The organism is Allocoprococcus similis, from assembly GCF_054660775.1.
Genome location: NZ_BAAHSG010000006.1, coordinates 267,468 through 288,275, shown reverse-complemented (window position 1 = coordinate 288,275; position 20,808 = coordinate 267,468). Strand labels below are relative to the sequence as shown.

21 protein-coding genes and 1 pseudogene are annotated in these 20,808 nt (G+C 42.8%); 4 read left to right on the top strand and 18 right to left on the bottom strand.

Going from position 1 to position 20,808, the window contains the following annotated elements; all coding sequences use genetic code 11:
* Window positions 1-102: 102 nt before the first annotated feature.
* From xylB to pdxR, 6 genes and pseudogenes are all read right to left on the bottom strand, one after another.
* Entirely contained in the window at window positions 103-1,572 is a 1,470-nt protein-coding gene (gene xylB, locus ACYQ5K_RS03820) for a xylulokinase (protein WP_459777271.1), read from the bottom strand.
* A gap of 335 nt (window positions 1,573-1,907) precedes the next feature.
* The gene (locus ACYQ5K_RS03815; RefSeq protein ID WP_195230860.1) at window positions 1,908-3,392 is read right to left on the bottom strand and encodes an L-fucose/L-arabinose isomerase family protein; all 1,485 of its coding nucleotides are present in this window, start codon (window positions 3,390-3,392) and stop codon (window positions 1,908-1,910) included.
* A gap of 34 nt (window positions 3,393-3,426) precedes the next feature.
* Window positions 3,427-4,047, bottom strand: coding sequence for a DUF4867 family protein (locus tag ACYQ5K_RS03810; RefSeq protein ID WP_173689476.1), 621 nt, complete (start codon window positions 4,045-4,047; stop codon window positions 3,427-3,429).
* Between the two features lie 106 nt (window positions 4,048-4,153).
* Window positions 4,154-4,513 (bottom strand): annotated as a pseudogene (locus tag ACYQ5K_RS03805) (ABC transporter permease subunit); the annotation flags it as partial.
* Complete coding sequence (locus tag ACYQ5K_RS03800) at window positions 4,482-5,348, bottom strand: AraC family transcriptional regulator (RefSeq protein WP_173689477.1); 867 nt, start codon at window positions 5,346-5,348, stop codon at window positions 4,482-4,484. The gene ACYQ5K_RS03800 and the pseudogene ACYQ5K_RS03805, both read right to left, overlap by 32 nt.
* Window positions 5,349-6,671 (bottom strand): MocR-like pyridoxine biosynthesis transcription factor PdxR, encoded by a 1,323-nt coding sequence (gene pdxR / locus ACYQ5K_RS03795; protein ID WP_173689478.1) that lies wholly within the window; start codon window positions 6,669-6,671, stop codon window positions 5,349-5,351.
* A gap of 122 nt (window positions 6,672-6,793) precedes the next feature.
* On the opposite strand from pdxR, the gene ACYQ5K_RS03790 reads away from it, so the two are divergent.
* The 3 genes from ACYQ5K_RS03790 to ACYQ5K_RS03780 all read left to right on the top strand — a co-directional run bounded on the left by ACYQ5K_RS03790 (window position 6,794) and on the right by ACYQ5K_RS03780 (window position 8,927).
* Window positions 6,794-7,648 carry a pyridoxamine kinase gene (locus ACYQ5K_RS03790; RefSeq protein ID WP_207734506.1) on the top strand — a complete coding sequence of 285 codons (855 nt, stop codon included), beginning with the start codon at window positions 6,794-6,796 and terminating at the stop codon, window positions 7,646-7,648.
* A 38-nt stretch (window positions 7,649-7,686) separates the two neighbouring features.
* On the top strand, window positions 7,687-8,250 hold the full coding sequence (locus ACYQ5K_RS03785; protein WP_178025707.1) for a TIGR04002 family protein: 564 nt from the start codon (window positions 7,687-7,689) through the stop codon (window positions 8,248-8,250).
* Between the two features lie 77 nt (window positions 8,251-8,327).
* Window positions 8,328-8,927 (top strand): TIGR04100 family radical SAM protein, encoded by a 600-nt coding sequence (locus tag ACYQ5K_RS03780; RefSeq protein WP_173689480.1) that lies wholly within the window; start codon window positions 8,328-8,330, stop codon window positions 8,925-8,927.
* 824 nt (window positions 8,928-9,751) lie between these two features.
* Here ACYQ5K_RS03780 and ACYQ5K_RS03775 read toward each other — a convergent pair.
* From ACYQ5K_RS03775 to ACYQ5K_RS03750, 6 genes are all read right to left on the bottom strand, one after another.
* Window positions 9,752-10,261, bottom strand: coding sequence for a COG2426 family protein (locus ACYQ5K_RS03775; RefSeq protein ID WP_173689481.1), 510 nt, complete (start codon window positions 10,259-10,261; stop codon window positions 9,752-9,754).
* Between the two features lie 101 nt (window positions 10,262-10,362).
* Complete coding sequence (gene hisC / locus ACYQ5K_RS03770; protein ID WP_173689482.1) at window positions 10,363-11,421, bottom strand: histidinol-phosphate transaminase; 1,059 nt, start codon at window positions 11,419-11,421, stop codon at window positions 10,363-10,365.
* A 40-nt stretch (window positions 11,422-11,461) separates the two neighbouring features.
* Window positions 11,462-12,655 carry a pyridoxal phosphate-dependent aminotransferase gene (locus ACYQ5K_RS03765; protein ID WP_173689483.1) on the bottom strand — a complete coding sequence of 398 codons (1,194 nt, stop codon included), beginning with the start codon at window positions 12,653-12,655 and terminating at the stop codon, window positions 11,462-11,464.
* The gene (locus ACYQ5K_RS03760; protein ID WP_173689484.1) at window positions 12,645-13,583 is read right to left on the bottom strand and encodes a DUF2156 domain-containing protein; all 939 of its coding nucleotides are present in this window, start codon (window positions 13,581-13,583) and stop codon (window positions 12,645-12,647) included. The genes ACYQ5K_RS03765 and ACYQ5K_RS03760 overlap by 11 nt, the downstream gene beginning before the upstream one ends.
* A 530-nt stretch (window positions 13,584-14,113) precedes the next feature.
* Window positions 14,114-14,674 (bottom strand): tRNA 5-(aminomethyl)-2-thiouridylate-methyltransferase MnmM, encoded by a 561-nt coding sequence (locus ACYQ5K_RS03755; RefSeq protein WP_173689485.1) that lies wholly within the window; start codon window positions 14,672-14,674, stop codon window positions 14,114-14,116.
* A 96-nt stretch (window positions 14,675-14,770) separates the two neighbouring features.
* Window positions 14,771-15,289 (bottom strand): hypothetical protein, encoded by a 519-nt coding sequence (locus tag ACYQ5K_RS03750; RefSeq protein WP_173689486.1) that lies wholly within the window; start codon window positions 15,287-15,289, stop codon window positions 14,771-14,773.
* Window positions 15,290-15,468: 179 nt separating this feature from the next.
* On the opposite strand from ACYQ5K_RS03750, the gene ACYQ5K_RS03745 reads away from it, so the two are divergent.
* A complete protein-coding gene (locus ACYQ5K_RS03745) occupies window positions 15,469-16,344 on the top strand; it encodes a YitT family protein (protein ID WP_173689487.1) in 876 nt (291 codons plus the stop codon).
* On the opposite strand, the gene ACYQ5K_RS03740 is transcribed toward ACYQ5K_RS03745, so the two are convergent.
* From ACYQ5K_RS03740 to ACYQ5K_RS03715, 6 genes are all read right to left on the bottom strand, one after another.
* Window positions 16,313-17,206, bottom strand: coding sequence for a LysR family transcriptional regulator (locus ACYQ5K_RS03740; protein WP_173689488.1), 894 nt, complete (start codon window positions 17,204-17,206; stop codon window positions 16,313-16,315). The genes ACYQ5K_RS03745 and ACYQ5K_RS03740 overlap by 32 nt on opposite strands.
* An 88-nt stretch (window positions 17,207-17,294) precedes the next feature.
* Entirely contained in the window at window positions 17,295-17,798 is a 504-nt protein-coding gene (locus ACYQ5K_RS03735; protein ID WP_459777270.1) for a hypothetical protein, read from the bottom strand.
* A 206-nt stretch (window positions 17,799-18,004) separates the two neighbouring features.
* Entirely contained in the window at window positions 18,005-18,883 is an 879-nt protein-coding gene (locus ACYQ5K_RS03730) for an AraC family transcriptional regulator (protein ID WP_173688345.1), read from the bottom strand.
* A gap of 158 nt (window positions 18,884-19,041) precedes the next feature.
* On the bottom strand, window positions 19,042-19,209 hold the full coding sequence (locus ACYQ5K_RS03725; protein ID WP_330586011.1) for a hypothetical protein: 168 nt from the start codon (window positions 19,207-19,209) through the stop codon (window positions 19,042-19,044).
* Window positions 19,206-19,433, bottom strand: a complete 228-nt coding sequence (locus ACYQ5K_RS03720) for a hypothetical protein (protein WP_330586012.1) — start codon at window positions 19,431-19,433, stop codon at window positions 19,206-19,208. The genes ACYQ5K_RS03725 and ACYQ5K_RS03720 overlap by 4 nt, the downstream gene beginning before the upstream one ends.
* Before the next feature lie 207 nt (window positions 19,434-19,640).
* Entirely contained in the window at window positions 19,641-20,588 is a 948-nt protein-coding gene (locus ACYQ5K_RS03715; protein WP_173688346.1) for a hypothetical protein, read from the bottom strand.
* Window positions 20,589-20,808 lie beyond the last annotated feature (220 nt).

The window sequence follows — 20,808 nt, the reverse complement described above, 5'->3', positions numbered from 1 at the left end:
TATACGGGTTTTAACTGGCACTGTCAACGGGAGCATCAGAAACATCCAAGAAAAAGCGCCAGCCACAACTGTGACTGACGCCAGAAATACACAGTCTCCCCTCTACTGAATGTGAGGAAATACTGGTTTGAGTGCCGGATAAATCTCCCGGAACTCCTGATATCTCTTCTCATATTTTTCAACCAGTTCTGCTTCTGGCTCTACAGTATCTACAATCTTAACCAGTTTGTCAGCTGCTTCTTCTACGCTTTCGTATTCGCCACATCCGACTGCTGCAAGGATTGCACCGCCAAGTGCCGGTCCTTCTTCACTCTCGATGATATCCACCTTCAGATTCATGATATTGGCGATCATCTTTCTCCAAAGCGGGCTCTTTGCTCCACCACCGCAGATCTTGGTGCGTTCAATCTTAATTCCAAGACTTCTTGCAACTTCCAGGGAATCGCGGAGTGCAAATACAACTCCTTCCAGTACTGCCTGCATCATATCTGCTCTCGTGGTATCCATAGTCATGCCGGTAAAGGTGGCTCTTGCATAAGGGTCATTGTGCGGAGATCTTTCTCCCATCAGATATGGCAGATAGAATACATGGTTCTCACCAAGCTTTGTGATATCTTTCTGCTCTGCTGCAAAATCATCTGTATGAAGGATTTCTTCTGCCCACCATTTATTGCAGGATGCGGCACTGAGCATACATCCCATCAGATGATAATGACCGTCTGCATGTGCAAAAGAATGCAGGGCATTGTTCTTGTCTACTCCGAAGTTTGCACTGGAAATGAAGATGGTTCCGGATGTACCAAGGGAAATATTACATCTTCCGTCACCAACAGTTCCTGTTCCGACAGCTGCAGCTGCATTGTCGCCTGCTCCTGCGATAATCTTTACGTTTTCAGAAAGTCCAAGTTCCGCTGCTACTTCCGGTTTCAGAGTTCCTACGACTTCGTAGCTTTCATAAAGCTTCGGAAGCTGTTCTTCTGTCACGCCACAGATGTCCATCATTTCTTTGGACCAGCATTTGTGTTCTACATCCATCAGAAGCATTCCTGATGCATCCGAATAATCTGAACAGAAGCTTCCTGACAGGCAGTATGCCAGATAATCTTTTGGAAGCATGATCTTTGTGATCTTTGCAAAATTTTCCGGCTCATTTTTCTTTACCCACAGGATCTTTGGTGCAGTAAATCCGGTAAATGCAATGTTTGCTGTGTATTTGGAAAGCGTCTCTTTTCCAATCTCGTTATTCAGATAATCGGTCTCTTCTGTGGTACGTCCATCATTCCAGAGAATTGCCGGGCGGATGACCTGGTCTTCTTTATCCAGGATAACCAGTCCGTGCATCTGTCCACCAAAACTGATTCCTGCAACCTGGCTCTTATCACACTCAGAAGTCAGTTCTTTGATTCCTTCTACGGACTGTTTGAACCAGTCTTCCGGGTGCTGTTCTGACCAGCCTGGGTGCGGGAAATATAATGGGTATTCTTTCGAAACAATTTTTTTGATATCACCTTTTTCATCCATTAACAGAAGTTTTACTGCGGATGTTCCAAGGTCTACGCCTATATAGAGCATAATGTTCCTCCTCGACTGTATTTCTGTGTTAAATGAACTCATTTTCAGGTATTGTGACCAGATTATGACAAATAAATATTGCATCTTCCAATCGCCAAACCATTCCGATGAGCCTCTTGGGGCGGAAATTGTGTCAGCAATGGCTTCCACAATTTCTGAGTCTCATCTCCATTGCCTCAAATGGAATCAGCACTATTTATTTGTCATAATCTGGTCCTGAAGGCTTTCGACTGAACCATTTAAGACAGAAATCTTACTTATAATTTCTGGTTTCTTTGTACTATAAAGGGGCGGTGTGATGCATCCGCCCCTTATATGATTGTGTATAGTTTTAATTAGCCCCAAGGATTTTCTGTTGGGTAACGTACACCTTTTGGCTGGTTGTAGCCGATTTCGTCTACTGGTACTCCGATGTATTTGAATACTTCGTAGAGTGCTTTTCCGAAGTGTCCGAATGCTACTGCTCCGTGATGCGGGAAGTTCTTTTCGATCAGTACGTGACGGTAGAATCTGCCCATTTCCGGAATTGCGAAAATTCCGATTGCTCCGAAGGAACGTGTTGCTACCGGAAGGACTTCACCGTGTGCAATGTAAGCTCTCAGTACATTGTCTGATGTGCTCTGCAGACGGAAGAATGTGATATCTCCAGGTTTGATATCTCCTTCAAGTGTTCCCTGTGTTACTTCGATCGGAAGAGATCTTGCCATGATCATCTGGTATTTCATTTCGCAGAATGAAAGTTTGGATGATGCAGTATTTCCACAGTGGAATCCCATGAATGTATCTTTCAGTGTGTAATCGAATTTGCCCTTAATGTCTTCTTCATAAAGGTCGGCCGGTACAGAGTTGTTAATATCAAGGAGTGTTACAGTGTCTTCACTTACAACTGTTCCGATGAATTCGCTGAGTGCTCCATAGATATCTACTTCGCAGGATACCGGAATTCCCTGTGCTGTCAGACGGCTGTTGACATAGCATGGTACAAATCCGAACTGTGTCTGGAATGCAGGCCAGCATTTTCCGGCGATTGCAACGTATTTGCGATATCCTCTGTGTTCTTCTACCCAGTCTTTGAGTGTCAGCTCATACTGAGCAAGTTTTGAAAGGATTTCCGGTTTCTTGTTACCAGCTCCGAGTTCTTCTTCCATTTCTTTTACAATTGCCGGAATTCTTTCGTCTCCTGCATGTTTGTTATATGCTTCAAACAGGTCAAGCTCTGAGTTTTCTTCAATCTCTACGCCGATATTGTAAAGCTGCTGGATCGGTGCATTACATGCAAGGAAATTCAGCGGTCTTGGTCCAAAGCTGATAATCTTCAAATTGTTAAGTCCGATGACTGCTCTTGCGATCGGTTCAAATTCATGGATCATATCAGCACATTCTTCTGCTGTTCCAACCGGGTATTCCGGAATATATGCTTTGATGTTACGAAGTTTTAAATTGTAGCTTGCGTTCAACATACCACAATATGCATCGCCACGTCCCTGGATCAGGTTGTTGCCGCTTTCTTCTGCTGCTGCTACGAACATCTTTGGTCCATCAAAGTGTTTTGCAAGCAGAGTCTCTGAGATTTCCGGTCCGAAGTTTCCAAGATATACAACCAGTGCATTACATCCGGCTTTCTTGATATCTTCCAGAGCCTGTACCATATGGATCTCACTCTCTACGATACAGATCGGACATTCGTAAATATGTTCTTCTCCGTATTTTTCTTTGTAAGCTTTCATAAGTGCTTCTCTTCTTGATACAGAAAGGCTTTCCGGGAAGCAGTCACGGCTTACTGCAACAACTCCGATTTTCAGTTCTGGCATGTTATTCATTGTTTTTTCCTCCTAAAATATGAATCTGTCTGTTCTATTTTGCGATGTCGATGTTCTCACCTTTAAGTCCGCACACAGCGCCTTCGATTCCGGCTTCTTCATGTGCGATCAGCCATTTGTTCTTTGCGGTAAGAAGCTTGTCATCAAATGACTTGGTATGGCAGGTCATCAGATCTGTATTCGTTCCCTTTGGAAGAACTACTACTGCCTTAAATCCATTTCCATCTACTCCGCAAGGTGCATAGTGAAGGGTTGTTCCGTACACTTCGATTCCAGTTCCTGCCGGAACAAGGAATGCCTCTACTTTTGATGTGTCGTATGTAAAATCCGGTTCGATATCCTGCTCTGCCCCCAGAAGCAAAATGATATCCGTAACTGCGACATTCACTTCTGAACTTCTGTGATATTCCAGTGCATTCAGTTTACTGTTATGTCCGTTGCAATATCCGATCTGGATCGGAAGTTCTCCGTAAATTCTCATCTTCAGATCGATTGCCACATCGGTTGCTTCCAGTTCTTCAATAGATGGTTCATAGATAACATCCTCTGGAAGAGGGGTGTGTTCCATTGCTTTGATCAGCTTTGAAAAATCATAGCCGTCGATCACGCGTCCATACTTTCTGAATTCTGGATCTGTTACTTTATTGATTTTCATTTCTTCCACCTTCTTTCTGTCTTATATTCTAACAGGCCAAGCCGGTATCTGCTACCGAAAACTTAGCCTGTTAACTGCACTTTCTTGTCCTTACGTTATTTTTTTATTATTTAGAACGTTTTTTAGATTCTACGTCGAAGATAACAGCTGCAAGAAGAACAATACCTTTTACAACTTTCTGCCAGTTGGCATCTACACCCATGATAGACATACCAAGGTTGATAACACCCATCAGTGTTGCACCTACGATAACTCCCGGGATCGTACCGCTTCCACCATAAGCGGAAGCACCACCGATGAAGCAGGATCCGATCGCATCCATTTCATATCCATCACCGGCTGTCGGGTTTGCTGAGTTCAGACGGGCGATAACTGCCATTGCTGCAACTGCTGCAAGAAGTCCCATGTTTGCATAAGCAATAAAGTACACTTTATTAGTATTGATACCTGAAAGCTGAGCAGTTTTCATCTTCCGATTCCTGCTTTCTCATTTTACGGAAATCACTTGGTCTTACTCCGTATTTTTTCCGGAATGCTTTGGCAAATGCTCTTCCGTCCGCAAATCCACTATGTTCTGCAATTTCCTCAACCATCGTATCACTGCTTATCAGTTCCCGGTAGGCATATTCCAGACGGATGCCCTGAATATATTCTTTATAATTGATTTCTGCATATTTGCGAAACATCCGTGACAGATAGGTCGGCGAATACCCGAAGATCTGTGCCAGCCCTTCCAGCGAAAGATCTTTCTGATAATTATCCTTAATATAATTCGTAATCGTAGAAAGCCGGTTTCTGTTCTTGTGATCCCGCACGATCTCCGCACTGACATCAACCTTCCTGTATTTTGTCACCATCAGATAGACCAGCATATAAAAATAGCTCTGTACCTTTAATTCATATCCTGTTTTCTTCTTCTGATACGTCACATACATCTTTTCAACCAGTTCAACCAGTTGTTCATCCTGCACGCGTTCGCTGTGGGTAAAACAGATAAACTGTTCATCCGTATAATACCGTTCAAATGTCTGAAGTGGCATCTGCAGTACGATCGTCTTATTCGGAAACGGTGCCGAAATCGAATGCAGCTCATTAGAATTCACAATCACAAATGATTTTTCATCTAAATGGATATCTTCTTCATTGATATAAAAATCCAGCTTTCCTTCCAGTACAACAAACATCTCGATCGACCGGTGCCAGTGCTTTTCCCTGACATAATTTCCGTCTTTTCCTTCAAACAGAAACATCCGGAATGGCAGATCTTCATTCGGCAGAACCAGTTCATGCGAAAATTCCATCTAATTCATCCCCTTCTCTGTACATTCTCTGAGCAGTTTCATGGCATCCTCATACTTTTCAGCAGAAACACCTGCACAGGTGAGTAACATCCTGTTCTTCTCCACTTCAAGAAATGTCATTCCTTTCTTTTTTGCTTTCTCTGCAATCTTTTCTGCATCGCAGTCCTCCGCAAAGATCAACTGTACCATAAATCCTGCAGCACCAACCTGTACATCCACATCTTTTCCTAAAATCTTTTTTGCACTGTCTGCAAGCTTTTCTGCCTTTGCCAGATGGATCTTCCTGGATTTACGAACCTGACTCGCCAGATGTCCGTCACGGATAAACTGTGTCAGTGCGATCTGCTCAGCCTTGGATGCAGTCTGATTGTAATTATTTTTTCTTTTTTCGTAGGTTTCCATCAGTTCCGGCGGCAGTATCATATAACTGATCCTGATAGACGGAAGCAGCATTTTGGAAAATGTCCCCAGATAAATGACATTCCTTCCTCCTGAAAGTCCCTGTAGGGACGGAACCGGTTTCTGGAAATATTTGAACTCACTGTTATAGTCATCTTCAATGATCAGAAAATGCTCTTCCTCGGCACGTCCGACCAGCTCCAGTCTTTCCTGGATCGGCATCACCCCACCAAATCTTGTCATCTGTGATGGGGACACGTAATACATTCCAATCTCTTCTTCCGCACTTCCTGCAATCCGGTAGTCATGATCTTCAAAAACCGTCATTCCCTGTACAAACTCACTGTCCCTGAAAAATATGGTTCTCTTTTTGTGATTCAGTGGGCACAGAATATGCAGAAGACTCTGTATACCGGCACCGATCACGATCTGATCCGGGCTGCAGATCACACTTCTGGTCTTCTGAATATATTCAGACAGTATTTCCCTGAATTCCTGTTCCCCCTGCGGTTCTCCATAAGAAAGCAGTCTCTCATCCTGACGCAGTGCACTCTTCATATATCTCCGCCATAATTCAAACCTGAAACTCTCTTTATCTACATTAGATGTTGCAAAATCATAGACAACAGGATTCTCCAGTTTCCTTACATGCCGGCTTGCAATCTTTCTGCCCTCTTCCTGCTTCTCGGCAATATCCGTCACATAATATCCACTCTGCGGTCTGGACACAATATAACCTTCTGCTGCCAGAAGCATATACGCATTCTCCATCGTCGTCCGGCTCATCTGCAGCTCACTTGCCCCTTTACGGATCGATGGAAGCTTTGTCTCTGACTTCATCTGCCCGGATAGTATCAGATTCCTGTAATAATGATATACTCTCAGATACCGGCAGTGTTCCTCATTCTGTAATTCCACTCTCATAACTGACCTCTAAAAAATATTTCTTTTTGTATATTTTACAAATGACACTTTTATTTTATTCTATATAAAACACATAAGAAATGCAAGAAATTTTCACTTTGTATTTCGGAAAGGATACCTCAATGATAAAACGAGTCGCTGTTATTAATGATCTGTCCGGTCTTGGTAAATGCTCTCTGACAGCTGCGATCCCGGTTCTTTCCGTCATGGGTGTACAGGTCTGTCCTCTGCCAACGGCAGTTTTAACCAATCAGACCGGCTATGACAGCTATTACTGTACGGACTTTACCGACAAGATCGATCATTACACAGAAGAATGGCAAAAACGTGGCCTTACCCTGGATGCGATCAGTACCGGATATCTCGGCAGTGCAGATCAGGCGGAAAAAATCCTGAATTTCTGTGAGAAATTCAGAACCCCTTCCACCCTGCTCTTTGTCGATCCGGTCATGGGAGATTCCGGTATCAAATATGACATTTTCACCCCCAGACTCCAGCAGCAGATGCAGAAGCTTGTATCCCATGCAGATGTGATCACACCAAATCTTACCGAGCTGTGTCTTTTAACACACTCTGATTTTGCAGAGCTTACCAGACATCAGGACGAACCGGATTATCTGGACCGGATCGCCCGGATTGCCGCTCCTTTAAAAGAAACACAGATCCAGACGATCATCGTCACCGGTATTCTTTATCAGGCTCCTTCTGATGATACCGTAAAATATTATAATCTGGTTCTCGAGAACGACCAGATAAACGTCATTTCCTCTGGAATTCATGGTGGAAGCTATTCTGGCACCGGCGACCTACTCGCCGCTGTCGTATGTGCCTCGATGGTACAGGGAAAAAGTGCAGCTGCAGGCGTGGAAAAAGCATGCCGGTTTATCGAAAGATCTCTGATTGACACCGTTGCCGACCAGATTCCACGCAATGATGGAATCAATTTTGAATCCCATCTTTCCATGCTGCTTGACTGACATTTACAAAAGAAATAAAAACCAAGGAGGTAACTATCATGTCATCTACAACCATTAACAATCCAGAACCCTCTGCAAATGCACTTTCTCATCAGAAAGTCTCCAGACTGACTTCAACAGCTCTTTTTGCCGCACTGATCTGTGTGACAACCGCTTATATTTTCCATATTCCATTTGGTGCAAATGGCGGATATGTACACATCGGAGATTCTCTAATCTATCTTGCCGCTGCATTCCTCCCAACGCCATATGCCATGTTCGCCGGCGCAATCGGTGGTGCCATGGCAGATATCCTGACTGCTCCGGTATACGCACCTGCAACCTTCATCATCAAGATGCTGATCTCCCTTCCGATCACATGTAAAAAGGACAAGATCGTGAATGTACACAACTGTGTCGGTGTTGTTGTTGCCGCTGTAATTTCCTTTATTGGATATTATATCACAGATGTGATCCTGTTCGGAACCTGGGGTGCACTGATTCCTTCGATTGCAGGAACCCTTGCCCAGTCAGGCGGAAGTGCTGTGATCTTTATCATTCTTGGTTCCACTCTTGACAAAGCCGGTTTCAAGAGTACAATGAAAAATAAATTTGGAATTTAGCCAAATATTTGATTATACGCAAATGGCAGGTGGTTCCTGAATATCCGCCTGACTTTCAAAGAGGAGATTTTATTATAATGTCAGATATTATTTACACATTTAAAAACAATGCATATTTTAACATCACCAACCGCTGCACTTGCAAATGTATTTTCTGCATCCGCAACGAGCATGAAGCCATCGGAGAGGCAACAGAACTTTGGCACGACCACAATCCTTCTTTCGAAGAGATCAAGGAAGCCATCGATGCTTTTGATTTTACAAATTATCCGGAAGCCGTCTTCTGCGGCTACGGAGAACCGACCTGTGCCTACGATAATCTGATTGCTGCTGCAAAATACATGAAAGAAAAACATCCGGAAGTTCTGCTCCGCGTCAATACCAACGGACTTGGCGAACTCTTCAATAAAAAGCCGATCGCCGAAGAAATGGCAAAATATATCGATGCCGTATCGATCAGCCTGAATGCGCCAACTGCCGAGCGTTACCAGGAAGTTACGCAGCCTTGTTTTGAAAATGCATTCCCGGATATGCTTGCTTTCGCTGAAAAATCCAAAAAGTTATTCTCTTCTGTCCAGTTCAGTGTGGTCAGCATTATTTCACAGGAAGAAATCGATGCTTCACAGAAGATTGCGGACGAGATGGGGATTCCGTTGAAGGTTAGAATTTATTCTTAGTTCATTCTTTTTTTTACAAATTACCCAAATAGGACGGCTGCCAAAATTTGCGCTGTATACGGCAGTCGGTCCAAAAGAAATGGTGCTAATTCCATTGTGCAAACCATTCCGATGAGCCTCTTGAAGCGAAAATTGTGTCAGCATAGGCTTCCACAATTTTTGAGTCTCATCTCCATTGCACAAAAAGTGAATTAGCACCATTTCTTTTGGCTCGACTGCCTGTTTTCAGTGTATTCTATGGCAGCCTGATTTTTGAATGCTTGTAACAAAGCGAATGAACAGGAACTTATTCATTCCGATTGTTATTCTCCCTTTCAACTCTGGTTCGATGTTTAACAATTGAACGTTTTTAACAATTGGTATTTGACAGAAGTAATATAACTCTTCCTGTAGATGTCTGGTAATTCAACATGTTTAACGAAAATAATACATGTTTTTCAATAAATGCCCGATAGTCGAATGTTTCCAACAAAACAACAGACTCCTCATCCCTTCTCAAAGTTTTCTCCTGCTTCGTTCTGAATTGCTGTTATCTTACCAATATCACCACATTTTATTCGATAAAGTTCAAAGAGCGCCAGCCACAAAAGGAATCGTTCGGATTCTATTTTGCGCTATGGAGATGAGACTCAGGAAGCATTGAAGCCTTTGCTGAACATGCTTCCCGTCCTAAGAGGCTCATCGGAATGGTTAGCGCAACTTGAATCCGAACGATTCCTTTTGTGGCTGGCGCTCACTCAACCTCTATCATTCGCCAAACAAAAATGACCATATGCTCTCACATACAGTCATTCTATATTTTCTCAAGGAAAACTTTCACATTTTTATCCAAAGATTCCTCCGATCACAACGTAAGACAGGATATACATGATCACCGATGCCATGCATACGCCGACTACGATTGCCCCGAAAGCTTTTTTCCAGTCGATGCCAAGGAGGGATGCTACGAGAGCTCCGGTCCAGGCTCCGGTTCCCGGAAGGGGGATTCCTACGAAGAGTACCAGCCCCCAGAATTCATATCTGCTGATCTGGTCGCTTTTGTTCATCGCTTTTTTCTCCAGATTTTCTACAAGCGGACGGAAAAGGCGCGTCTTGCGCAGCCATGCGAAAATCGGACGGATCAGAAGCAGGATGAACGGGATTGGGATCAGGTTACCCACCAGACAGATCGGGATTGCACGCCAGGTCGGGATATTTAAAAACGCCGGACCTGCCGCAAGGATTCCTCCTCTGAGCTCCAGGATCGGAATCATTGAAATAATAAAGATAATCAATTCTTTGGCAGCCTTGCCGCCCAGATGGGTTACAAACCACTGTACTAAAGTTTCAGTCATACAAATCTCCTATTTTTTACTTATTAAATCGGTGTTCGACGTGTCAATAAGCATAAATTGGTTATTTGTGCAAGCACAAACGCAATTTATGCTTTTAACACTTACATCATATATTCACGGAGGAAGGCAAAGAGTGCTTCCATCTCTTCTCTCGTACCGATCGTCACGCGCAGATATTGCTCAATTCGCTCGCTTCCCCAGAAACGCACATAGATTCCTTTTTCTTTCATTGCTTCAAAGAGTTCTTTTGCATCGTATTCCGGATGTGATACAAAGATGAAGTTTGCGCTTGGTTTTGGAAATACAAAGCCGAGCTTTTTGAATTCTTCTTCTGCCCAGTCTCTTGTCTCCACAATTTTACGTGTTGTCTCAGCAAAATATTCTTTATCTTTTACCGCTTCTGCTCCATACACCAGAGAAGTTTTGTTCATAGTATAAGAATTGAACGAATATTTTGCATCGTTTAAATACTTGATCAGGAGCGGGCTTGCGATTGCATATCCAATACGCATTCCAGCCATTGATCTTGCCTTTGAAAATGTCTGTGTAATGATCAGATTGTCATATTTGTCCAGAAGAGAAAGTGCTGACTCTCCTGCGAAATCAATATATGCCTCATCCACAATCACAATGACATCCTGGTTGTGTCTGATGATATCTTCTACAAATTCCAGATCTTCATAGATGGATGTCGGTGCATTTGGATTCGGGAAGATCACACCACCATTTTCCGGATAATAATCTTCTTTTACGATCCGGAAATTTTCATCTACCTTCTTACATTCGTATGGAATCCGGTAAAGATCCGCCCATACCTTATAGAAGGAGTATGTAATATCCGGAAAGAAAACCGGTTTTTCCGAGTTAAAGAAGGTAAGGAAACACATAGAAAGAACATCGTCAGATCCCACGCCCACAAAAACCTGATCTTTTCCAACATGATAAAAGTCCGCCAGTGCACTAACCAGTGCATCAGATGTCGGATCCGGATACAGCCTTAAACTGTCCACATGACCCTCCAGCTTTTTCATTGCTGCAAGAACTCCCGGTGCAGGTGGGTACGGATTCTCATTGGTATTCAGTTTGATCACTTTTTTCTGTGGCTGTTCACCCGGAACATAAGGTTCTACTTTTCGGATATTTTTCTCAAATTCTCTCATCTTGCTTTCTCACCTTTCTGTCACATCTTTTGCTTTTGTCTTATCCTAACTGATATTCTTTTGCAAGCTCTTTGAATTTCGGCAGTGCATTTACGATTGTCTCATAAGCTACACAATATGCAATTCTGACATATCCTGCACATCCAAAAGAACTTCCCGGTACCAGAAGCAGATTATATTTTTTTGCTTCCTGGCAAAATGCCTTTTCATCCTCGATCGGAGTCTTCATGAACAGGTAAAATGCACCCTGCGGTTTGACACATTCAAATCCACAATCTATGAGTCCCTGGTAAAGAGTCTCTCTGTTTCTGTCATAGTATGAAATATCGGTCTTCTCATGCAGACATCTTGCAACCACCTTCTGCTGCAGGGTTGGCGCATTGACAAATCCAAGGATACGGTTTGCAACATTGGCTGCTGCAATGAGTGTCTCTGAATCTTTTACATCATCCGGGATCACCAGATATCCGATTCGCTCTCCCGGCAGGGAAAGAGATTTACTATAAGAATATCCTACGATCGTATTGGCATAATACTTGGTCAGATACGGTACATCCACACCATCATAAGCGAGCTCACGGTATGGCTCATCAGAGATAAGATAAATCTCTGTTCCGTATTCGTTCTGCTTCTTCTCCATGATCTCTGCCATCTTCCTGATCGTCTCTTCGGAATAGACAACACCGGTCGGATTATTCGGTGTGTTAACGATCACTGCTTTTGTCTTTGGTGTGATCTTTGCCTCAAATTCATCCAGCTTTGGCTGAAAATCTACGGTATTCGGTGAAATTTCAACCAGAACACCGTCAAAATTATTGACATAACTTCTGTACTCTCCAAAATACGGTGCAAATGTGATCACTTCATCTCCCGGATTTAACAGTGCTTTTAAAATAACATTCAGTCCACCTGCGGCGCCAACTGTCATCGTAATATTTTTTGCTGCAAACGCAGTACCAAAGCGCTCATTCAGAGATTCAGCTACAGCCTGGCGGACATCTTCATATCCCGCATTGCTGTTAGTATATCCATGAAGCACCAGTTCGTCTTCTTCATCTAGAATATCAAGAATCGCCTGCTTTACGGCTTTCGGTGCCGGTACATTTGGATTACCGAGACTGAAATCAAATACATTTTCCGGTCCGTAAATTTTTGCAAGACGGTTTCCCTCTTCAAACATGGCACGGATCGCCGAACTGTTTGCCACCATATTTTCCATCTTCTTAGATATCATCTTTTGCACACTCCTTTTCGCTGTCTTCTTTTAATGTCACAACACCTTTTTCTACCATAAATACCGGTTTGTAGGAAAGCTTGGCCTTTCTTAAGCCTTCTTCTCCAACATCATCTTCCCGGTTGGTATATTCGTATTTTCCGGCAATTTCATGCTCTACGAACTGCTGGTTGATCATGGTATACGCACCTTCCACGTCCGCATAAGCTTTCTCGATATGAACTACAAAGGTATCGTCATTTACCGCTTCTCCAATCGTAAATGCAGCAATCTCATCACCAACTCTGAGCAGACCTCCGGTCAGGTTCAGTTCTTTGTAAAGACGCAGTGAATTGAGTGTTACACACATCTCAGAATTCTTCTCTTCATCATCTTCACAGCCATTCAGATTCCGCCATTTCAGTGCCATCTGAAAACACTCTTCCAGATTATCCTCTGTAATCGTTTCGTAACTCCAGTTATCTCCGTGAAGTGCTTTAAATTTATTGACGTGATTCCGCTTGCCATGCAGCTTTTTGCCGGAAAGTGTTGCAAGTTTCTCACTTTCATAGACATAATCCGCCTCATCTCTGTGATAGGTGATGTCGAATTTGCCTGGAAACCATGTTTCCAGCTTGGCGAAATTCTCTTTTGTCACCCCATACAGACAGAATGGAACGCCTTTTTCTTTCTCCCACTTCATGATATCTTCAATCGCTGCTTTTACATCTTCATCTTCACCTGCCGGAAATGCATAGCCGTAACCTGCACTGTTGTCCCGAAACAGGAGAACGTTGTTATATTGTGCAAATTCTACTTCGTAAAACCTTGCCCACAGATATACATTTGCAAAAGTACGGTCGCAGCTTCTGCTTGGGTACTTTTTGAAATAAAAATCGATAAGATCCCGGTCTGTCAGTTCTGGTTTTTTAAATTTTGCTTCTGCCATAAAAATTCCTTCCATATTCCGCTTTTTTGCGGTACTGTCTGTTAGTATACCACATTTTGAGGGGATTTTTGCGGTTTTCTTGTATTTTTTTGTGTTACTTGTAAAGTTAGTGGGCCAGGTACCCAAATAGAACATGCCTGATTCCACTCGGCAAACCATTCCGATGAACCTCTGAAAGCGGCAATTATGTCAGCAATGGCTTCCATAATTGCCTGAGTTTCATCTCCATTGCCTCGGATGGAATCTGGCATGTTCTATTTGGGTACCTGGCAGATCTACTTTACTGGTTGTGACTGTTGCCCCAGTACAAAGTTTTTTTGCCAAACAGGAAACCGCAAAAACGGCTTTATTTGTTCATTTGTTCCGGTATGATTTTCTTTGACAGACATAAAAAGCGCAAAACAGCTTTGTTGATTCAGTTGATCCAATTACTGTTTTCTGAATCCAGTCATCTGATAAAACCAGTATGTTTACAATAAAGGGATTTTGCTTCTCTGTTCAAAATGTGGCAAATGTAATCAGCTATAAAATCATTTTAGTCTATAGATGAATACCGGGAGTGGGGGATCGTTTTTGCGGTTGTAGTAAGTGTTTACGATTACGAGCCATTTTTTTGAGTCTAATGTTTTGAGATAATTCAAAATGGCTTCTTTTTCTTCGTAGCCGGTGTCGCCGCCGCTGTAGATGCAGAGGTTTATGACGCCGCCTTTTTTGAGCAGGTTAAGGGCTGACTCGATGGCGGCGAGGCTTGTTGATGGATGGGTTGCGATTTCGTGGTCGCCGCCGGGGAGATAGCCGAAATTGAAGATGATGGCCTTGGCTTCTTCTTTTACATAGGTCTGCATTTTTTCGTGACCGTCAAGGATCAGTTCAGCTCGTGCAGACAGATTCGCTCTTTCGAGGCGTTCTCTGGTGTGAGCAATCGCCATCTCTTGCACATCAAAAGCATAGACTTTTCCGGTTTCTCCGACTTTTTTGCACAGAAACTCCGTGTCACCGCCGTTTCCGGCGGTGGCATCAATGCAGATATCCCCTTCTTCTATATATTCTTCTAAAATGTGATGGCAATATTCTGTGATCTGAAAATTCATGTCCTAAATCTCCTGCTTATGGTAGGAAAGTGCGCATTGCCTCGATGGTCTGTGCGATCAGAGCTTCCTTCTTTTGTTATCATTTTCTGTCACTCCTTATCTGTCTTTTCCATAGAAATTAAGCATTTCCCGTACTTCTTTTTCGTTATCGAATGGGTTTCTGATAATCTTATACTCTTTGCCGTCCCACAATATGGTAATCTTACTGTTTTTTACTGTCATCTGATCGATGGCGGTCCGTGGCAGCTGTACGAGTTCATTGCCATCCTTATCATAAAACGCCATGCCATTGTCCCAGTAAATGATGACTCGCATCTTTTTCATTCCATAATTGCGCGTAATCAGGCACACCACTGCGATCACGATAAACCAGATACTGTAGGTCAGCCCTCCGGCAATTCCGCTTCCTGCCGCACACAGAATACAGAAGATTGCAAATGGAAGCATCAGATATTTGACGGTCATCCCGCTGTAATACCCGGACACCAGGCAGTGAAAACTTCCCTTCCATTCATTTCCAAACTTTGCAGCTTCCTGCTGTGTCTTCTTCTGGATCGCCTGGTTCACTGCCTGCATGATGGCATTCCGGACCAGACGCTGTACAATATGTCCCATCTTTTGTACCTCCTCATGTTCTCTCATTTATATCAATTTTAGCATATTCTGGTGCTTTTTCAAGAACACAATGACGGTTGCGTTATAAGTTTTTCTTATATCATTATTCACAGAATGTATTTCCAATTTGCTTCCATTTCTCCTAAATTAGAGGTATCGACTTATGGAGGTACTAACCAATGAATCTTACCGCAAAAAGAAAAGAACAGATCTCTTCTGTTCTCATCATCTGTCTGGGAAATATTCTCAACGCTTTCTCGGCAAGAGTTTTTCTTCTTCCTGCCGACCTTGTTGCCGGAGGCACAACCGGAATCGGACTGATCCTGCAACGCATAACCGGGATCCCACTTTCCTCGCTGGTACTCGCTTTTAACATTGTCATGCTGGTGCTTGCCTATATTTTTCTCGGAAAAAAATATACTCTTTCCGCAATTTTAAGTTCTTTCATGTATCCGATTGCACTGGAATTTTTCAATCAGATCCTTGGAGATTATGTCCTGACGGACAACCTGATCCTCTGCACACTCTTTGCAGGGATCGGAATCGGAATCTCTCTTGGGATGATCATCCGTACCGGCGCTTCTACCGGAGGCGTTGATGTTCCTCCGCTGATTCTGAATAAATATTTCCGTTTTCCGGTTTCAGCCGGTCTGTACATTATCGACTTCTTTGTCATCCTGGGACAGGCGCTTTATCAGCCGGTTGACAAGGTACTCTATGCAATTTTGTATGTGATCATTTACACGCTTGTCATGAATAAGCTGATCGTCAGCGGCACTTCACGGATTGCCGTCCAGATCATCAGCAAACATTCGGATGAAATCCGCAATTTTGTACTTAAGCAAATCGACCGTGGTGCAACCATCATTCCGGTTCAGGGCGGTTATCTCAGTCAGCAGCTGAACATGGTACTCACCGTCATTTCCAACCGCGAGCTTGTCCAGCTTGAGAAAAATGTCCATCTGATCGACCCGGAAAGTTTTATCATCGTTTCCCAGGTACAGGAAGTACAGGGACGCGGATTTAATCTGGACAAACACTGGAAACCAGAGTAGCCAGATACCTCTGAAAATCCCGTATCTCCGGCTCTTTTTTCTTTGATTTCAGGCAGGCAAAATAAAGACTGTCCTGCCTGGCAGGAACCAGCGGCACTGCCGTGACACCATAGTATTCCGCAAATGACTGTGGTCCAATGGCAATCCCGCTTCCACTTTTCACCATCTTCATCACTGTATCAATACTGTCCGAACGGATGACTCTCTTCCATGTAATATTCTGCTCTCCATATGTCTTTCTGAGCAGGCGGTCTTCCACCGAATGTTCCAGTCCCGTGAGCATGGTATATTCCCTGCAATCCATAATTGAAGCATTTTCTTTCTGTGCGAGCGGATGATCCGGTGCCGCCAGTATGCACTGCTTCTCACGAATCAGTTCTTTTGCAAAACAGACACATTTCTCCATACCAATTTCATTTTCCGGCATCCGGTCCAGTGCCATATCAAGGGATCCATCTTTGATCGCCGCATACGCATCCAGTCCGGCTTCTGTATAAAACGTAACCTCCAGCTCCGGATGCTTTTCAAAATATCTGGCAATCTTTGGAAATAGTCGGTTGGAATACACTCTGGCTCCAAGTCCAATCTTTAATTTTTTATGTTCTGTCCCTGAAATCACTTCCTCTTTAAAATGATTCCAGTCCTCCAGCATTTTCTGTGCTTTTTCGTAGAAAAGCTTCCCTTTTTCCGTAAGCTCCAGCCCCTTGCTTGTCCTGCGAAACACGCGGTATCCCAGTTCCTTTTCCAGATTACGGATCTGCTGGGACAGGGCAGGCTGCGAGACGAAAAGGTACTCTGCTGCGCGGGAAATGCTTTTGCAATTTGCGATTTCTACAATGTAAGTTAATTGTTGTATGTTCATTCAACGCCTCTGTTTTGTTTTTCGGTATATAAAAATCCCCCATACGGGACATTTCTGTTTTCTTGACCTGTATGAGGGTATCCTATTACTATTTTTTAGCAGGAGTGTGTCCTGCAAGCCATCCTCTGACGGTTTCAATATTTACTTTTATAATTTCAGAAATATCCTCAACACTCATTTTTCTGTCAGCAAGAGAATATGCTACATCTTTCTTCTCGTCCATTCTTGCTTCATCACAAAGCTCTTCCATTTCCCTGCACATATGTTCCACTACCTTCTCTGTTTCTTTGAGTTCCCGCACACGGTCTTGCAATGCGCCTGCCTGCATATCTTTCGCTTCCTTAACACGGAAATCATGCATCAGTTTTCCAAGCTTACCGCCATCATCTTTGCTCGAATCCACATAAATGAAGTGTGCTTCATCTTCAAACATCTTTCCATTTTCTTTTATTGTCCGATCAATATGGGTGATCGGAAGTCCATATCTAAGCGTATCATTCTGAGTCACAAAAATGACATAAATCTCCGGCAACTTATAGAAAAATTCACCCGGATCCAAAACATTTCCATCAAGCATCCAAGAGTGTTTCATCTTTAGTCATCGGTGATTATCACCTTCTGCTTTTCTGTACCCATCTCTCTAAAATCATTTTACAAGAATCCACGAAAACAATCAATATACTTATAGTATAAAATCTATACTGTTATTTCCTGAATCTTTGCTTTCTCTGTACATGGGAAATCCCCCATACAGGACATTTCTATTCTCTCATCCTGTATGAGGGTATCCTCTCACAATTATTTCTTCTCATTCACCGCAATCCAGATTTCACAATGATAATTCGGATCTGAAATATCCGCTGACGAATAAACTTCAAATTCTACATTTTCAGCATACTCATACTGTGAACTCTGCGGGAAAAATTCGGTAACAATCCGGTTATATGTTTTGATAAAAGCATCTGGCATTTTGCCCTTACTTGTAAATACCGCATAAGTATTTGCCGGAATTGTGACTACTTCTAAATCGTCATCAATTTCCCTTCCATCATACTCTACACCGATTCCATATGGGAACTGTTTTGCATTTAATTCAGACGAAAAGCAAATGCCAAGCAGCCCCTTCATCACCGGATTTTCCGGCATACAGCCTATTAGCTTTTTCACCGTTCCATCCATACCGTACTCCTGCCACATTGCAGTAATGTCCGGAGTGGCATTTGCCGTCTGCGGCTTTCCAACTCTTTTTCTTTTGCACACCACCTGAAACGCATCTCTTTTTTCAATTCTGTAATCCATCTTACTGCCTCCTGTTAAAGTTAATTTTACAGACAGAGGAGTAAAGATCTTAACTTTTCCGCCACGCTTTGCTTCGCTTGGCGAAATACCATGAAACCGGGTAAAGGCACGGGAAAAACTTTCCGGCGCATCATATCCGTACTTCAGCGCTATATCAATGATTTTTGCATTTCCTTTGGACAATTCTTCTCCTGCAAGTGAAAGCCTACGCATGCGGATATAATCACCGAGCGACATTCCACACAAGATACCAAATACTCTCTGAAAATGAAACGGAGAAGAATATGCCTGTCTCGCTGTTTCTTCGTAATCAATTTCTTCTGTGATATTGACTTCTACATAATCAATCGCTCTTTGTATTCCTTGTATCCAATTCATTGTGCTCACTCCCTTTCTGTGATTACAGTCTAGCAAAATCTGGATGTTGTTTCCTGATTCTGTATGCTTTGGGATGTTATAATTCTGTTCTGTTTTCTTTTCTATCCTGCCGCCTTGCCACAAAACAGGTCTGTTCTGTAGCTTCCATATCACATTCTTTATATCCACCATTCCGGTGTAAGTTCTCCAAGTGTCACTACCCGGTTCTTTTCATAATCCATCATAATTTCTATGTTACGATAATTCTCAGGCATTAACTGCGTCATAAGCTCACGGCAGGCTCCACAAGGCGGAATTGCTTTCCCCTCCCGGTCAATCGCTATCACACGACGTATCTCATCTTCGCCATTTGTAATCTTATTAAAAATGGCATTTCTTTCAGCACATACGCCAATGTGCAGGCAGTATCCACACAAACTCCAACATAAATCTTTCCGGATACGGATTCAACCGCAGCCGCAACACCACCTGCTTCAATAATCTTAGAAACAGCTCTTGGTTTCAGCACCTTTCGTGCCGCTTGATATAGATCACTCCACACGCAATCCATATTTTTTATCCTCCACTGATTTTATCTCATTTTCAATTTACATATTCTTTATCGAATGTTTTATATATTTTCGTTACAACCGTTTATTTAACATTATATAGTGCACTTTGAGCCATTTCAGGATTCCAAATCGAACCTATTTTACCGTAGAAATACTATCTATAAGCCATTCCTGAAGCCTGACGAGTCAGACACTCACTTACTTATCTACTTCATTGCGCCACAACTGCACTTATAACCCGTTGTCACTGTTTCATCCCAAGCCGCACTCACAAGTACCTGCTCATCCCATGCATCACTCACAAGCACCTGTTCGTTCCATGCATTTGATACAGTTACATATTCTCCATGACAAGAACCACAATTGCCTCCACTTAGCAATGACGTTTCGAAATGCACTGCTTCATTTCCAGTGATATCTGCACCACATTGATTGCAAATAGAACGCTCTTGGTACACTGCATCGTGATAAATTGTGTTGTACACCGCATCGTGGTGAACCGTGCTATACACTGCATCGTGATGAACGATCTTTATAATAGGAATATTATAATTATGCTGATGCAACGGTGTACTGTCCTGCTTTGTAACATTACCAGAACCAGAGCCGCTGAAACTTATCGCACTGGAATTGGAACTAACATTTTCCTTTCTACCACCTGACACACTATTGGTTCCTTTATCGGACTTATTCGCATTCTCAGAAACACTACTGTTCGTGTTGGATTTATTGTTAGAAGCGACTTTTTCCTGGCTCTCAGTTTCCTCTCTTTTCTTCTTTACAGTCTCCTGTGCCGTTTCCGTTTTCTTCACACTCTCTTTTGTATCTGCGTCCGAATCGGTAACTTGAACCTTCTCTTCTTTCTTATCTGTTTTCACCTTTGTCTGTATTTCCGTCACTTTAGCTGCCGAATCTGTATCAGGAGTTACGGAATCACTGTTTACCATCGCATAACTCCCCACAAGAAGTGCTGCACAAACAGCCCCTGCGCACGCTGTATAGATTTTTTTACGGGTAATTTTATGTCCGAACAACCTAACAGTTTTCTTTTCTGATACAGTATCCCCTTCATTCTGCTGCCTTATATCTTCAGTATCTGTTTTTTCGTTCTCTATCTTCAATCCATTATTCTGCTTCTCATTGTTATCTGACATATCAAATCCAGCCCTTCTGTTCTGCTTTGTCTAAATCAGTTATAAGCGATTTTGATGCATCCTATCCATATCAACTGTTGTAATATGTATCTCACTTTTGTTTAACAGTATAAGCACATCGAAGGGTATATACAATATACTTGTAGTATAAAACCTGTACTTTGATTTTCTGAATTTTGTTTTCGGTATATAAAAATCCCCCCATACAAGACATTTCTAT

What these genes read in the sequence shown, in the direction of transcription:
- xylB (WP_459777271.1), bottom strand. Translation starts at nt 1,572, where the DNA reads ATGCTCTATATAGGCGTAGACCTTGGAACATCCGCAGTAAAACTTCTG.
- ACYQ5K_RS03765 (WP_173689483.1), bottom strand. Translation starts at nt 12,655, where the DNA reads ATGATATCTAAGAAGATGGAAAATATGGTGGCAAACAGTTCGGCGATC.
- ACYQ5K_RS03780 (WP_173689480.1), top strand. Translation starts at nt 8,328, where the DNA reads ATGTCAGATATTATTTACACATTTAAAAACAATGCATATTTTAACATC.
- ACYQ5K_RS03760 (WP_173689484.1), bottom strand. Translation starts at nt 13,583, where the DNA reads ATGGCAGAAGCAAAATTTAAAAAACCAGAACTGACAGACCGGGATCTT.
- ACYQ5K_RS03740 (WP_173689488.1), bottom strand. Translation starts at nt 17,206, where the DNA reads ATGAACATACAACAATTAACTTACATTGTAGAAATCGCAAATTGCAAA.
- ACYQ5K_RS03730 (WP_173688345.1), bottom strand. Translation starts at nt 18,883, where the DNA reads ATGAATTGGATACAAGGAATACAAAGAGCGATTGATTATGTAGAAGTC.
- pdxR (WP_173689478.1), bottom strand. Translation starts at nt 6,671, where the DNA reads ATGAGAGTGGAATTACAGAATGAGGAACACTGCCGGTATCTGAGAGTA.
- ACYQ5K_RS03775 (WP_173689481.1), bottom strand. Translation starts at nt 10,261, where the DNA reads ATGACTGAAACTTTAGTACAGTGGTTTGTAACCCATCTGGGCGGCAAG.
- ACYQ5K_RS03810 (WP_173689476.1), bottom strand. Translation starts at nt 4,047, where the DNA reads ATGAAAATCAATAAAGTAACAGATCCAGAATTCAGAAAGTATGGACGC.
- hisC (WP_173689482.1), bottom strand. Translation starts at nt 11,421, where the DNA reads ATGAGAGAATTTGAGAAAAATATCCGAAAAGTAGAACCTTATGTTCCG.
- ACYQ5K_RS03745 (WP_173689487.1), top strand. Translation starts at nt 15,469, where the DNA reads ATGAATCTTACCGCAAAAAGAAAAGAACAGATCTCTTCTGTTCTCATC.
- ACYQ5K_RS03715 (WP_173688346.1), bottom strand. Translation starts at nt 20,588, where the DNA reads ATGTCAGATAACAATGAGAAGCAGAATAATGGATTGAAGATAGAGAAC.
- ACYQ5K_RS03750 (WP_173689486.1), bottom strand. Translation starts at nt 15,289, where the DNA reads ATGGGACATATTGTACAGCGTCTGGTCCGGAATGCCATCATGCAGGCA.
- ACYQ5K_RS03755 (WP_173689485.1), bottom strand. Translation starts at nt 14,674, where the DNA reads ATGAATTTTCAGATCACAGAATATTGCCATCACATTTTAGAAGAATAT.
- ACYQ5K_RS03800 (WP_173689477.1), bottom strand. Translation starts at nt 5,348, where the DNA reads ATGGAATTTTCGCATGAACTGGTTCTGCCGAATGAAGATCTGCCATTC.
- ACYQ5K_RS03735 (WP_459777270.1), bottom strand. Translation starts at nt 17,798, where the DNA reads ATGAAACACTCTTGGATGCTTGATGGAAATGTTTTGGATCCGGGTGAA.
- ACYQ5K_RS03785 (WP_178025707.1), top strand. Translation starts at nt 7,687, where the DNA reads ATGTCATCTACAACCATTAACAATCCAGAACCCTCTGCAAATGCACTT.
- ACYQ5K_RS03720 (WP_330586012.1), bottom strand. Translation starts at nt 19,433, where the DNA reads ATGGATTGCGTGTGGAGTGATCTATATCAAGCGGCACGAAAGGTGCTG.
- ACYQ5K_RS03790 (WP_207734506.1), top strand. Translation starts at nt 6,794, where the DNA reads ATGATAAAACGAGTCGCTGTTATTAATGATCTGTCCGGTCTTGGTAAA.
- ACYQ5K_RS03815 (WP_195230860.1), bottom strand. Translation starts at nt 3,392, where the DNA reads ATGAATAACATGCCAGAACTGAAAATCGGAGTTGTTGCAGTAAGCCGT.